This is a genomic window from Cupriavidus pauculus (genome assembly GCF_022179805.1).
Classification (GTDB): Bacteria; Pseudomonadota; Gammaproteobacteria; order Burkholderiales; family Burkholderiaceae; genus Cupriavidus; species Cupriavidus pauculus_E.
On sequence record NZ_BPUO01000002.1, the window covers coordinates 187,019 to 200,999 of the forward strand.

15 protein-coding genes are annotated in these 13,981 nt (G+C 67.5%); 14 read left to right on the forward strand and 1 reads right to left on the reverse strand.

The window, feature by feature from the left end:
- Positions 1-345: 345 nt before the first annotated feature.
- Genes MFF62_RS04480 through MFF62_RS04490 form a run of 3 tightly spaced genes read left to right on the forward strand, consistent with a single transcriptional unit; the run spans position 346 to position 2,338 of the window.
- Positions 346-948 (forward strand): LemA family protein, encoded by a 603-nt coding sequence (locus tag MFF62_RS04480; RefSeq protein ID WP_238260619.1) that lies wholly within the window; start codon positions 346-348, stop codon positions 946-948.
- 23 nt (positions 949-971) lie between these two features.
- Positions 972-1,790, forward strand: a complete 819-nt coding sequence (locus MFF62_RS04485) for a TPM domain-containing protein (RefSeq protein WP_238260621.1) — start codon at positions 972-974, stop codon at positions 1,788-1,790.
- Between the two features lie 11 nt (positions 1,791-1,801).
- Positions 1,802-2,338, forward strand: coding sequence for a TPM domain-containing protein (locus MFF62_RS04490; RefSeq protein ID WP_238260623.1), 537 nt, complete (start codon positions 1,802-1,804; stop codon positions 2,336-2,338).
- A 12-nt stretch (positions 2,339-2,350) separates the two neighbouring features.
- On the opposite strand, the gene MFF62_RS04495 is transcribed toward MFF62_RS04490, so the two are convergent.
- Complete coding sequence (locus tag MFF62_RS04495) at positions 2,351-3,622, reverse strand: MFS transporter (RefSeq protein WP_404990614.1); 1,272 nt, start codon at positions 3,620-3,622, stop codon at positions 2,351-2,353.
- An 84-nt stretch (positions 3,623-3,706) separates the two neighbouring features.
- On the opposite strand from MFF62_RS04495, the gene MFF62_RS04500 reads away from it, so the two are divergent.
- The 11 genes from MFF62_RS04500 (at position 3,707) to MFF62_RS04550 (ending at position 13,969) form a co-directional block, all read left to right on the forward strand.
- On the forward strand, positions 3,707-4,624 hold the full coding sequence (locus MFF62_RS04500; RefSeq protein ID WP_238261206.1) for a LysR substrate-binding domain-containing protein: 918 nt from the start codon (positions 3,707-3,709) through the stop codon (positions 4,622-4,624).
- 1,103 nt (positions 4,625-5,727) lie between these two features.
- Positions 5,728-5,913: a Flp family type IVb pilin gene (locus MFF62_RS04505; RefSeq protein ID WP_238260626.1), complete on the forward strand. Its 186-nt coding sequence runs from the start codon at positions 5,728-5,730 to the stop codon at positions 5,911-5,913.
- A gap of 7 nt (positions 5,914-5,920) precedes the next feature.
- Positions 5,921-6,106 (forward strand): Flp family type IVb pilin, encoded by a 186-nt coding sequence (locus MFF62_RS04510; RefSeq protein ID WP_238260628.1) that lies wholly within the window; start codon positions 5,921-5,923, stop codon positions 6,104-6,106.
- 86 nt (positions 6,107-6,192) lie between these two features.
- A complete protein-coding gene (locus MFF62_RS04515) occupies positions 6,193-6,783 on the forward strand; it encodes an A24 family peptidase (RefSeq protein WP_238260630.1) in 591 nt (196 codons plus the stop codon).
- A 67-nt stretch (positions 6,784-6,850) separates the two neighbouring features.
- Positions 6,851-6,997 carry a hypothetical protein gene (locus MFF62_RS04520; RefSeq protein ID WP_238260632.1) on the forward strand — a complete coding sequence of 49 codons (147 nt, stop codon included), beginning with the start codon at positions 6,851-6,853 and terminating at the stop codon, positions 6,995-6,997.
- A gap of 154 nt (positions 6,998-7,151) precedes the next feature.
- Positions 7,152-8,000 (forward strand): Flp pilus assembly protein CpaB, encoded by an 849-nt coding sequence (cpaB, locus tag MFF62_RS04525; RefSeq protein ID WP_238260633.1) that lies wholly within the window; start codon positions 7,152-7,154, stop codon positions 7,998-8,000.
- 43 nt (positions 8,001-8,043) lie between these two features.
- Entirely contained in the window at positions 8,044-9,930 is a 1,887-nt protein-coding gene (locus tag MFF62_RS04530) for a type II and III secretion system protein family protein (RefSeq protein WP_238260635.1), read from the forward strand.
- Positions 9,931-9,953: 23 nt separating this feature from the next.
- A complete protein-coding gene (locus tag MFF62_RS04535; protein WP_238260637.1) occupies positions 9,954-10,253 on the forward strand; it encodes a hypothetical protein in 300 nt (99 codons plus the stop codon).
- An 80-nt stretch (positions 10,254-10,333) separates the two neighbouring features.
- Positions 10,334-11,542 (forward strand): CpaE/TadZ family protein, encoded by a 1,209-nt coding sequence (locus tag MFF62_RS04540; protein WP_238260639.1) that lies wholly within the window; start codon positions 10,334-10,336, stop codon positions 11,540-11,542.
- Between the two features lie 18 nt (positions 11,543-11,560).
- Positions 11,561-12,961 (forward strand): TadA family conjugal transfer-associated ATPase, encoded by a 1,401-nt coding sequence (locus MFF62_RS04545; RefSeq protein ID WP_238260641.1) that lies wholly within the window; start codon positions 11,561-11,563, stop codon positions 12,959-12,961.
- 30 nt (positions 12,962-12,991) lie between these two features.
- Entirely contained in the window at positions 12,992-13,969 is a 978-nt protein-coding gene (locus tag MFF62_RS04550; RefSeq protein ID WP_238260642.1) for a type II secretion system F family protein, read from the forward strand.
- The last annotated feature ends 12 nt before the right edge of the window (positions 13,970-13,981 follow it).

Consider the following 13,981-nt stretch of genomic DNA (forward strand, 5'->3'; position numbering starts at 1 on the left):
TGGCTTTGGCGCGCGCGACCAGGCCCGACGTGCCCAGGACGGGAACGGACGGGACAACGAACTGAATGGCGTGGCGCGGCATGGGCATGAATCTACCGGGCTGGCTCGATACCCGTCAAGCGCCACGGCCGACGAAAACCCGGCTCCCCTCTCCCGCATTGCGGGAGAGGGGTTGGGGGTGAGGGCAAGCGGCTCTGCTGGCCGACCCCCGTCGCAATTTGACTCGCCGGCCCTCACCCCCGCCCCTCTCCCGGAGGGAGAGGGGAGAAAGTCCACCGGTCAGAAAAAAGTCCACGCTGCGCTACACTCCAGAATTGCCCGTCCCGGTACACCGAAGGAGCCCCGATGCGCACTGCTTCCACCCCTGCCCTGTTCCGCTGGCTCGTGCTTGGCCTGCTGGCCAGCCTGCTTTCCGCCTGCGGCTATAACGATTTCCAGAAGAAAGATGAGTCGGTGAAAGCCGCGTGGGGCGAGGTGGTCAACCAGTACCAGCGCCGCGCGGACCTGATTCCGAACCTGGTGGCTACCGTGAAGGGTTACGCCAGCCACGAGCGCGAGACGCTGGAGGCCGTGACCAAGGCCCGGGCGCAGGCCACCAGCATCCAGGTCACGCCCGAGACGCTGAACGATCCCGAGGCATTCGCTAAATTCCAGCAGGCGCAGGGCCAGTTGACCGGCGCGCTGTCGCGGCTGCTGGCGGTGGCCGAGAACTATCCGAACCTGAAGGCCGATGCCGCGTTCCGCGACCTGCAGTCGCAGCTCGAAGGCACCGAGAACCGCATCACCGTGGCGCGCCAGCGCTACATTGCCGCCGTGCAGGACTACAACGTGCTGGCCCGCAGCTTCCCGACCAACCTGACGGCGATGGTCTTCAAGTACCCGGTCAAGCCCTCGTTCACAGTGGAAAACGAGAAAGCCATTTCCACACCGCCGGCCGTGAAGTTCTGAGCGCCGTCGAACGGATCGCCATCATGCGCAAGCTGGTCACGCTGTGGTTCCTGGCCATCGTGCTGGCCCTGCCGGCCTGGGCCGCCGACGGCTTCGTGCCCGTGCCGCCGCTCAATGCGCGCGTGACCGACCTGACCGGCACGCTGAGCGACGCGCAGCGCAGCGCGCTGGAAAACGTGCTGACCGAGTACGAGCAGCAGCGCGGCAGCCAGATATTCGTGCTGATGCTGCCGACCACCGAGCCGGAGACCATCGACGCCTACAGCATCCGCGTGGCCGATGCCTGGCGCGCGGGACGCAAGGGCGTGGACGATGGCGTGATCGTGATCGTGGCCAAGGACAACCCGGTCGGCCTGCGCAAGATGCGTATTGAGGTGGGGCGCGGCGTGCAGGGGTCGCTGACCGATGCCATGTCGGGGCGCATCCTGCGCGATGTCATGGCGCCGCACTTCCGGCAGAACGATTTCTACGGCGGGCTCGCCGCCGGCATCTCGGCCATCCAGGCCACCATCGACAAGGAAGGGCTGGCCGCGCCAGACCGCCGTGCGCGGCAAGGCAATGTCGACATGGCCGACTGGCTGCCCGTGCTGTTTCCGCTGGCGATCATCGTGTTCTTCTTCCTGTCGGCCATGCTGCGGCGCGGCGGCCAGCCGCACGTGGTGACCGGCCGCCGCGGCTGGCCCACCGGTGCTGCCGGCGGGCTGGGCGGCATGACCGGCTATGAGGTCGGCCGCCACTGGGGATCAGGCGGCGGCGGATTTGGTGGCGGTGGTGGTGGCGGCGGATTCGGCGGCGGAGGCGGTGGTGGCTTCGACGGCGGCGGCGCGTCGGGCAACTGGTAAAGGAGACGCCGATGCAAAAGCACAAGGCTGCGCGCCCGCCATTCAACCAGTCGCTCAAGCGCGCGCTGCGCCATCTGGGCACCGGACGGGGCACGGCACGCAAGGCGTTTCCCGACGAGGCGCGGCACCAGTTGCAGGTGGCCGTGCACAAGGGCGAACAGCATCATCGAGGCGAAGTGCGCGTGGTGATCGAAGCCAGCCTGCCGGTGGGGCTGGCGTGGCGCGGCACCTCACCGCGCGACCGCGCCCGCGCGCTGTTCGGCGCGCTGGAGGTCTGGAATACCGAGGACCATTCCGGCGTGCTGCTCTATATCAACCTGGCCGATCACGCCGTGGAGCTGCTGGCCGATCGCGGCATCGACGCCCGCGTGCGCCCCGAGGCGTGGCAGCAGATCTGCGTGGAACTGACGCAGGGCCTGGCGCACGACCTGTCCGTCAAACCCGTGCTCGACGCCATCGGCAAGATCCACGCGCTGCTGACGCAGCACTTTCCAACCAGCAACGGCCACAATCCCAACGAACTCGACGACCGGCCGATCATTCTCTGACCGGCCGCGCCGTTACGGCTTTTTCTCCAGCAGGTACCAGATCGCGGCCAGCACCTGCACGGCTACCAGTCCGCCCCACACCCACAGGTGCGCGGTCAGCGGATAGTGGCCGTTGGTCACCGGGAAGAAATCGAGCACGAAGCCGATACCCACCTGGAACACGAACGTGGCCAGGAACACGGTCAGCGTCATGGCCGTGGTGGCACGGCCGATCAGCGCATCGGGAAAGCGCCGCGCCAGCAGCGCGTAGGTCAGGATGCCGCTGGAGCCGAACACGCCGTAGGCACCCCACAGCAGTCCCAGCGGGATAAACGGCAGGTGCGCCATCAGCAGCCCCTGGACGACGATGAACGACATCATGCCGAAGCCGGCAAACGCGTACAGGCTGATGCCGCGCCGTTCCAGATGCCGCGCGGCCCAGCCGGCGCCGACGCAGCCCGCCATCATCGCCACGCCGATCACCGACACCAGGCGCGCGCCCTCGGCTGCATCCAGGCCCTGCACATCGCGCATGAACGCGCTGACCCACAGCGTCTGCACCGCCAGGAAGATGCCCTGGTTCAGCAGCGTCAGCGGCACCACGCGCCAGAACCGTTCGCTGCTCAGGATCAGCCGCGTGCCACGCATCTGCTCGGCAAAGCTTTCCTTGCCCTCGCGCGGCACGTCGGGCACGCCGAACCACAGCAGCACGGCCATGCCGAACGAGATGGCGGCGAGCCCGGCACTGAGCGTGCGCCAGTCGGTCCACGACAGCAGCCACGACAGCGGCGCGCCCACCACCACGGCACCCAGGCCGCCGATGGCCATGACCAGTCCATTCAGCAGCGGCATGCGCGACAGCGCAAACCACATCGACAACGCCTGAATGGCCGCGCCCAGGCACACCGACACGCCTACGCCAATCAGCGCCCGGCCCACGGCCAGGCCCACCATGCCCGGCGCCCAGGCAAACACCAGCGACCCGGCCACGGCCAGCATCAGCAGCGCGGCCTCGGTACGGCGCGGGCCGAAGCGGTCCAGCAGGATGCCGGCTGGTAGCTGCGCGCAGGCGAATCCCAGGAAATAGAAGCTGGTGAGCAGGCCCAGGTCGCCGGCGGTCAGGCCCAGTTCGCGCGTCAGATACGGCGCGAAGCCCAGGTTCACGCCACGGAAGATGTACGACACCAGGAAGCCGAGCGAGAAGAACGCCAACACACGCCAGCGTGCCGGCGAGGCGTGGTTCGGGGATGCGGCCGGGGCGGCCGGCTGGGCGGAATTGGCAGCGGAAGCAGTCATGTCCTGCATTGTGATCACCACCGTGGTGCAAGACCAGCGAAAGATACCTGCGGCAATTGTGAGTAGAATTTGACGACTTTCTCGCCCCCCGACATGGTCAACAGCCGCCCCCACCTGCCCCCTCTCCAGGCCCTGCGTGCGCTTGAAGCCGCCGCGCGGCATCGCAGTTTCTCGCGCGCCGCCGAAGAGCTGGCGCTTACCCATAGCGCCATCAGCCACCACATCCGGGCCCTGGAGGACAACCTCGGCACCAAGCTGTTCCAGCGTACCGGCCTGACCATGACGCCCACCAGCGCCGGCGCACGGCTGGCCGAACAGGTACGCGGCGCGCTGGACCAGCTGGAAGTGGCGCTACGCGAGGCCAGCGACGTGGCCGGTCCGCCCGTGGTGCGGCTGCAGGTCAGCGTGATGGCCGACCTGGCCAATGCCTGGCTGATCCAGCGGCTGCCCAGCCTGCATGCGCTGGCGCCCGAACTGGATCTGCATCTGCGCCTGCACGCCGAGATCTCGCCGCCCGACCCCTATTCGGTCGACGTCGGCATCTGGCACCAGCGCGTGGACCTGCCCGGCTTTGAATGCCACAACCTGATCGACGACTACGTGATCGCGGTGGCCAGCCCGGCGTTGCTGGCCAAATACCCGGGCTTCACCGAGGCAGACCTGCCGAAGCTGCCGATGCTGCGGTTCGCGCTGCGCCCGTGGCGCGACTGGCTGCTGCAGGCCGGTCTGCCGCCCGAGGAACCCGTGCGCGGCCCGATCTTCCAGGACGCCGGGCTGATGCTGCAATCGGCAGTGGCCGGCCTGGGCGTGGCCACGGCGCGCACGCAGCTGGCGCGCGACTACCTGGCCAGCGGCCAGCTTGTGCAGATCGGCACCACGCGTATCCCGTCGAGCCTGCCTTACTGGGTAACCTGGCGCGAAGGCAATCCGCGCGAAAAGGCCATCCAGCACTTTCATGCCTGGCTGCGGGCCCAGGTGGAAGAATCTTCACTGCCTCCGTCACAGCACTGAAACACCGCTGCGCTAGCGCGGCCCTATGTGGCCCAACGCACGCTTCATGACCGTAACAGGATGGATCACAAATTGCCGGAGGTTTCATCTCTGCAACCATTTCGCCAATGACCCGAAACTGAAGGGTTTTCGGCCTGGCCTCCACCATCTGGACGAGGCCTCATGTCCGATACGCCACCGCCAAATTTTGCACCGGACAAAAGGATGAGCCCGCCCTCGGCTCTGCGGGGCGCATTGGGGACACCGCAACGCCGCCAGGCGTCGCCGCGCGTACATCCAATCGGCTGAGCCGAACCGCCACGCGAGGCCCCTCCCACGAGGTACGCCGCAGCAAATGCCTGTTCAGGCGCTTCACAAATGCAACGATTTTGACCGGATACGCCCGATGAGTGTCCACCCGGATGCGCCACATCGAAAAAGGCGTATTCGACACTTTATAAGAGCACAATGCATCACAAAGTCTTGCAATAGATACACACGAATTTCTCGAAGTGCGCCTTCGTCCCCGTACAGATCCAGATACATCTGGTTACACAGTCTCGCAAACGACGCACGTACCAAAACCCGCCTCCATATAAATCAAACACTTAGGGTCAGTGGCACGATCGTCGCTGTATGTCCGGCACAGGGTCACCGGCGAACACCGCAACAGACGGCACCGCTGCAAGGGCCAGGAAAACAGAGCACAGCGCAGGAAGGACGGGGAAAAACGGGCGATGGCCTACCAGCCGGAACCCGAAGGGAGCAAAAAGCGGCAGGCACGCTGCAGTGCCGACCGGACCCCAGGCGAACCCAGGTCGCAGGGGTCAGCAGGTTGCAGCAAATTCAGGTGCGGGTCTGATCCCTGGAGAAGTTCTGGATCAGGTCTGCAGTGCCCAACAGGGTGCCAGATGCCACCGGGAGTGGCGCACGGCATCGGGCATCGGCGAGGCGTCGTCAGGCATTGCCTGCGGGGCTTTTCCCCTGAGCCAGGTGGGACCGGCACAGACGCCACGGACAGTGGCAGCTGTCTGGTTTGGCCTCGGTCGGTTTCCGGCCGGAACCTTGTGCCCGACCTCCAGCGGGCGCTTTTTTCCACTAACCATGACGTCAAGGAGAAGGACATGAAAACCATGTTCGAAGGCATCAAGCGTTTCGCCCAGGAGGAAGACGGCGCCGCAGGCATTGAATACGCCCTGCTGCTGGCTTTCGTGGCCCTCTGCATGGTCGCCGCAGGCCCGGCCGTGAAGACCGCCGTGACCAAGATCTGGACGGATATCTCGACCAAGCTCACGACGGCCGCCGGCTGAACAGGCCATGAAAGCCATGTTCGAAGGCGTCAAGCGTTTCGCCCGGGAGGAAGACGGCGCCGCAGGCATCGAGTACGCCCTGCTGCTGGCTTTCGTGGCCCTTTGCATGGTCGCTGCCGGCCCTGCGATGAAGGACGCCGTGACCAAGATCTGGACGGATATCTCGACCAAGCTCACGACGGCCGCCGGGTGAGCCCCGAGCGGTCCGGTGCGACGCGCCACGCACCGGACCGCGGCCACGCCCTGGCGCTTTTTTTCTCTTTTGCATGAGAGGCTGCCATGCCCAACATGGACATCGTCACCGTCTTCCACCCGCTGACCACCGCCTGCTTGCTGGCCGTGCTTGGCGTGGCGGTGGTGACCGACCTGCGCAGCCACAAGATTCCAAACCGGTTGACCGTGACTGGCACCCTTGCCGCGCTTGCACTGCAGATGGGGTTGCACAGCGCCGGTAACGGCGCCTGGCAGTGGGCCACCGGACTTGCCGCCGGGCTCGCGCCATTCGTCGTCTTGTACTTCGTGCGTGCCGTGGGCGCGGGCGATGCCAAGCTGATGGCCTGCATCGGCGCGATGACCGGCCCCGGCGCCGTGCCCGAGATCGTGGTGGGCACGTTGCTGGCCGGCGGCGCGCTGGCGCTGGGCGTGATGGTGTACCGGCGCGAAGCTCGCCGCACGCTGCACTCGGTGCTCGGCACGCTGCTGTGGATGCCATTCGCGGGCCACGCACCGGCCACGGCCGCGCCGTCAGCAGAACCAGGCGCCCAAACGAGTACCGACAGCGGTGCCCAGAGGATTCGAACCGTCAGACGCCTGCCCTACGCGGTGGCCATCTCGGCGGGTGTGGTACTGGCGATGACGGGCGTGCTCTAGCGGCCCGCGCATCACCGGCAGAACGATAGAGGCCCGGCACAACGGGCCGAGGAACGGGAGAAACATCATGGCCAGGAAGCTTCGCAACACAGTCGGCCCCGCGCACCCGCGTCGCTGCCCGTCACGCCAGTACAACCGCGCGCCGCGCACCGAGGTGCCCGCGCAGGCCGCGCGCACCGTGCGCCAGCACATCGGCTGGGTGTTCCACCACTAGCCGCCGCTCACCAGCAACCCGCAGCAGCCAGCAGCACCGCATCGCCGCATTGCTACCAGATCTGGATGGCGCACCGCCCACGCGGTGCCGCCAGGGGCGCCTGCATGCCCGCGCCGGGCCACCAGGCATCGCATGAAAGAGGGAGGACCATCAAATGAGAAACGTACGCACCCTGTTGATGTTGCTGGTCGCGGCCCTCGCTGGCCTGGCGGCCGTTGTGCTGGCCTCGCGCTGGATGGTGGAGCAAAGCGCCGGCACCACGGTCAAGGTGGCCGTGGCCAACACCGACATCAACCTCGGCCAGCGCCTGGCGCCCGAGTTCGTCAAGCTGGTCGACTGGCCGCGTGAAAGCCTGCCGCCCGGCGCGCTCAACGAACTGAAGGCGGTGGATGGCCGCGTCACCAAGGCCAGCGTAATGCGCGGCGAGCCGATCATCGAATCCAAGCTCACGCCGGCCGGCACCAAGGGCGGACTCTCCGCCGTGATCGCCGACGGCAAGCGTGCCATCACCGTGCGTGTGAACGACGTGGTGGGCGTGGCCGGCTTTGCACTGCCGGGCAGCTTCGTCGACATCATCGTCAACACCCAGAAGGACAACAAGCCCAGCGGCGGCTCCGAGACCGAGCAGTCGATCTCGAAGATCGTGCTGGAGAAGATCCTGGTGCTGGCCGTGGCGCAGGAAGTGAACCGCGACGAGACCAAGCCGAAGGTGGTGAACGCCGTGACGCTCGAAGTCTCGCCCGAAGAAGCCGAGAAGCTCGACCTGGCACGCAGCGTGGGGTCGCTCTCGCTGGTGCTGCGCAACCAGATCGAGGCCCGGCCCGTGGCCACCGCCGGCGCCACCAAGCGCAGCCTGCTCAACGAACCGGTGGTCCAGGCCGCGGCACCGGCCACGCCGATCGCCAAGGTGATCCAGGTGGTCCAGCGCATTGCCGAACGCAAGGTCAATACCAATTGCGTAGGCGTCATCAGCGGCATGAACCAGGACAAGGAGTGCTTCTGAACGTGCGAGCCAGCACGCCGGAAGTCACCAATCGGGGGAAATCATGAAGACCAGCCACACATCGTCAGGCCGCCCGCGCAAGCCGCACGCACGCGGCGCCGCGAAACTGAGCGCAGTCTCGGCACTGGCCATCGCCAGCGTCTGGCTGGCCAGCGCCCAGGTGCAGGCCGCCGAAGAGGCCGCCGCCGCGCAACCGACGCGCATCGCCGCCAACGGGCCCATCCAGCTCACCATCGGCGCCACCACGCCCCCGCCCGCCGCCGCGGATACCGGCGGCGGACGCGGCCCGAGCTGCGTGGGCGCGGCCGCCGAGCCCGAGCAGGTGACGGTGCCGGTGGGCAAGTCGCGCATGCTGCCGCTGCCCGAGCCGGTGAAGACCCGCACGCTGGGCAACCCGAGCGTGGTGCAGGCCATGCTGGTATCGCCGCAGACCATGTACCTGCTGGGGCTGGATGTCGGCACCACGAACATGATCGTGCAGGGCCGCAGCGGCCGCTGCACCGTGATCGACGTGACGGTGGGCGCCGACCCGGCGGGCCTGCAGTCCACGCTGCGCTCGCTGCTGCCCGGCGCGCGCAACGTGCAGGTGGCATCGGCCGCCGACAGCCTGGTGCTGAGCGGCAACGTGCCCGATTCGTCCACCGCGCAGCAGGTGATGGACATCGCCAACGCCTTCGTGATGCGCCAGAGCCGCAGCCCGCTGCAGGCGCCGCCGCAAGCGCTGGGCGCGCCGGCCAATGCGGCGGGCAACCCGAACATGATGATGCCGATGGGCGGCGTCATGATGCCGATCACCGCCACGCAGAACAACAACGGCATGCCGGTGCGCAGCAACAAGCTCATCAACATGATGACGGTGGACGCGCCGCAGCAGGTGATGCTCGAAGTCAAGGTGGCCGAGGTGTCCAAGACGCTGATCGACCAGCTTGGCGCGGCCGCCAACATCCAGGGCGCGTTTGGCAGCTGGCAGTTCGGCCTGCTGGCGAACTTCCTGTCCGGCGCCCCGTCGGCGCTGACCGCCATCAAGAACAACAACCTGCCGCTGGCGCTGCAGCTCGACGCACAGAAGGGTGACAGCCTGGTCAAGATCCTGGCCGAACCGAACCTGATGGCGATCAGCGGCCAGGAAGCCAGTTTCCTGGCGGGCGGCAAGGTGTTCATCCCGGTGCCGCAGTCGAACTTCGGCGGCGTCACCACGATCGTGCTGCAGGAAGAAACGTTCGGCGTGGGGCTCAAGTTCACGCCCACGGTGCTGGCCAACGGCCGCATCAACCTCAAGGTGGCGCCTGAAGTGTCCGAGCTGTCGCCCACGGGCGTGGCCGTGACGGCGCCGAACACCTCGGGGTCCACCATCCTGCCGCTGATCAACACGCGGCGTGCGGCCACCACGCTGCAGGTGATGGACGGCCAGAGCTTTGCCATCGGCGGCCTGATCAAGAGCAACGTCACGGGCAGCCTCAAGGGCCTGCCCGGCGCCGGCGAGCTGCCGGTGCTTGGCAACCTGTTCCGCAGCACCAGCTTCCAGCAGGACCGCAGCGAACTGCTGTTCGTGGTCACGCCGCGCCTGGTGAAGCCGCTGCCGCCGAACTACCCGTTGCCGACCGATTCGTTCGGCCCTCCGATCAATGGCGAGGTCTACATCAACGGCAACATGGAAGGCCATCCGCAGCGCCTGCCCGACAACCGCCAGCCGCCCGCGATGCCGGCCGGTCCCGCCGCACCGACGCCGCCCGCCAGCCCCGCCACGCCGACCACGAACATCGGCCCGGCGCCGACGGCCAGCGCCCAGCCCGTGAACGTGCAGCCCATCCAGGCACGGCCGCTCGACCCGCGTCCCGCCGATGCGCCGCCCGCCACCGGTGGCTTCATGCCCACCGCCGCGCTGCCGCCCGCGTCGCCGTCTATCGCGGCCTCGGGCAGCACCCAGTGAACCGACTTCGACAGGGGAACATCATGATCTCGACCACTCGACTGCTTGCCCTTGCCGCCGGCGCCCTGCTCGGTGCCGGCCTGACCGGCTGCATGAGCACCTCGCCCGTCTGGGACGCGCACTTCGGCGAATCGGTGCGCACCGTGCGCATGATGCAGACGCTGAACCCGAACGCGAGCTACACCAACACCGACCCGGTCACCGGCGTCGATGGCCGCGCAGCCACGTTCGCGATGGACCGCTACGGCCAGTCGTTCAGCAACCCGCCCACGGACGGCAACACGTTCGTGATCGGCATCGGCAACGGCAACGGATCGCACTGACCGACTGCACTGACAGAACTCACTAACGCTGCCCCGCCCTACGCGGCGCCAACCACAACGACCACCCGAGGAGAGCCGACATGGCAAAGCTGATACTGGTCTCCGCCGACGATACGCGCGCGCGGCAGATGCTGGCACTGGCCCAGCAGGCCGACACCCGGCGCCAGCCGCAGCTGGTCTGCGTGGACCCCGCCAAGGCGCTGGGCATGCCGGGCCTGGTGCACTCCACCGACTTCGTGGTGCTGCAGGCCGACGAGTTCGATATGGAAGTGCTGCAGCACCTGCGCCAGCGCTTTCCGGAACCCGGCGACGTGCCGTGCATCCTGGTGACGCCCCAGCCGTCGGCCGAACTGCTGATGCGCGCAATGCGCATGGGCGTGCGCAGCGTGCTGCGCTGGCCGCTGGACCCGCGCGAGTTCAACGAGGAACTGGCGCGCCTGGACACCCGCGATCAGGCCGAGGCCACTACCCAGGCCCGCACGTTCGCGTTCGCATCGTGCAAGGGCGGCAGCGGCACCACGTTCGCGGCCGCGAACTTTGCCTTCGCCGTGGCCGCCCAGCGCGGCAAGCGCGTGCTGCTGGTGGACCTTGACCAGCAGTTCGGCGATGCGGCCTTCGTGGTCACCGACAAGACGCCTCCGGCCACGCTGCACGACATCTGCCACCAGATCGACCGCCTCGATGCCGCGTTGCTGGACGCCTGCGTCACGCACGCGCATCCGAACCTCGACGTGATTGCCGGCGCCGGCGATCCGGTCAAGTCGGCCGACGTCAAGGCCGCGCACCTGGAACGCATTCTCGACCTGGCGCGCCCGGCCTACGACGTGCTGGTGTTCGACCTGGGCCAGGCCATCAACCCGGCGTCGATCATGGCGCTGGACCACAGCGACACGATCCATCCGGTGGTGCAGCTCACGCTGCCCTACGTGCGCGCCGGCCGGCACATGATGGAAATCTTCCATTCGCTCGGCTATCCGATGGACCGCATGCAGGTGCTGGCCAACCAGTTCGAGAAGCACTCGGCCATCACCATCCGCACCATGGAAGACACGCTTGGCGCGCGCATCATGCACACGCTGCCTACCGACGCCAAGACCGCCCGCGAAGCCGCCAACCAGGGCGTGCCGGTGCCGCAGCTCGCGCCGACCAGCGCGGTGTCCCGCGCGCTGCAGCAGATGGTCGACACCGCCTTCCCTGCCACGGCGAAGAAGGACGAAGGGCTGCTCGCGCGCTGGCTTCGCCATCGCGGCGACACCACCCAGCCGCTGCCCGTGGGACGGCACGCATAACAGATCAGGAGAACCGACATGTCACTGCGCGCCCAACTCTTCGAGAAAGCCGGCGAAACCGTGCCCGAACGCGTCAACGAGCGCACGGTGGACCGCGGACCCGACCGCACCGCCGATCGCCCCGCCAACGGCAGCGCCGCCACGGCGGCCTACCAGCAACTGAAGCTCGACATCCACGCCACCATCATCGAGCGCGTGGAACTGGAAAAGCTGCAACGCCTGTCGCCCGAGCAGGTCAAGCGCGAGCTGGCCATGCTGGTGGAGCGGATCATCGAGGAACGCAATATCCCGATCAACGAGGCCGAGCGCCGCCGCCTGGTGTCCGACGTGCGCGACGAGATGCTGGGCTACGGCCCGCTGGAGCCGCTGCTGGCCGACCCCACCATCTCGGACATCCTGGTCAACACGGCCAGCAAGGTCTACGTGGAACGGCGCGGCAAGCTGGAACTGACCGACGTGACGTTCCACGACGACGCCCACCTGATGAAGGTGATCGACAAGATGGTGTCGCGCGTGGGACGGCGCGTGGATGAATCGAGCCCGATGGTCGATGCGCGCCTGCCCGATGGCTCGCGGATCAACGCGATCATCCCGCCGTCGGCCGTGGACGGCCCGCTGCTGTCGATTCGCCGCTTTGCCGTGAATCCGCTGATGGTCAAGGACCTGGTGGAACTGCAGACGCTGACGCCGCCGATGGCGCAGCTGATCGAGGCCATGGTCAAGGCCAAGCTGAACATCCTGATCTCGGGCGGTACCGGCAGCGGCAAGACCACGATGCTGAACATCCTGTCGGGCTTCATCCCCGACACCGAGCGCATCGTGACCATCGAGGACGCGGCCGAACTGCAATTGCGGCAGGACCACGTGCTGCGGCTGGAAACGCGCCCGCCCAACATCGAGAGCCGGGGCGAGATCACGCAGCGCTCGCTGGTACGCAACGCACTGCGGATGCGGCCCGACCGGATCATCCTGGGCGAAGTGCGCGGCGCCGAGGCGCTGGACATGCTGCATGCGATGAACACGGGCCATGAAGGTTCGCTGGCCACCATCCACGCCAACAGCCCGCGCGACGCGCTGACGCGGCTGGAGAACATGGTCAGCATGGCCGGGCTGTCGCTGCCGCCGCGCACGATGCGCCAGCAGATCACGTCGGCCATCACGGTGATCCTGCAGGTGTCGCGCCTGACCGACGGCCGGCGCAAGCTGATGAGCATCCAGGAAGTCACCGGCATGGAAAGCGATGTGGTGAACATGCAGGAGATCTTCACGTTCAAGCGCACCGGCGTGGATGCCGAAGGCCGCGTCAAGGGCTACTTCTGCGCTACCGGCGTGCGGCCGCATTTCTCTGACCGGCTGCAATCGTTTGGCCTGTCGGTACCGGACCGGCTCTACGAGCCATCGGTGCGCTTCGACGTCTGACCATCGTCCACCGCCACGCGGAGACCCGCCATGGATAACACTCTCATCGCCTTTGGCGCCTGCCTGTTCGTGGCCATCGTGGTGGCGATCACGGTCGGGTACCAGTGGTGGCAGCGCCGGCACAGCGAGGCGGCACGCCGCTTTGGCCGCCGCCTGCGCGCCGTGGCCGCCACACCCTGGCAGGACGAGGCCACCGCATCGATCATGAAGGCACGCGCGCTGGCGCAGACGCCGTTCATGACCGCACTGCTGCGCCGGCTGCCGCACAGCGACGCACTGGACCGCTGGCTGATGCAGTCGGGCCTGCACTGGACGGTGTCGTCACTGGTCACCATGACGCTGCTGCCGCCGATTGCGCTGTGGATCGTCGGACGCGTGCTGGATGTGCCCGAGGCGCCCGTGGCGGTCTGCGCGGTGGTCTGGCTGGGCCTGCCGGCCGCCTACGTGCGCCACGCGCGCAACAAGCGCCTGATGCGCATCGAGCAGCAACTGCCCGAGGCCGCCGACATGATCAGCCGCGCGCTGCGTGCCGGCCATTCGTTTTCCAGCGCACTGGACATGGCCGGCGACGAACTGCCGGATCCGATCGGCGCCGAGTTCCGCGCCACGTTCGACGAGATCAACTTCGGCACGTCGATGCACGACGCGCTCAGCGCGCTGGCCGACCGCGTGCCGCTGCCCGACTTGCGCTACCTGGTGATTGCCGTGCTGATCCAGCGCGAATCGGGCGGCAACCTGGCCGAGATCCTCGGCAACGTCAGCCACATCATCCGCGAGCGCATGAAGCTGATGGGCCAGGTGCGCGTGCTGTCGGCCGAAGGCCGGCTGTCCGGGATCATCCTGGCGCTGCTGCCGTTCGCGGTGGCGGGCGCCATGTACGTGCTGAACCCGGAATTCCTGGACCCGCTGGCCGACGATCCTGCGGGCCCGTGGGTGGTCGGCTACGCGCTGTCGCTGATGGCGATGGGGCTGGTCTGGATGCGCCGCATCGTACGGATTCACGTCTGAAGCCAAGGAGCC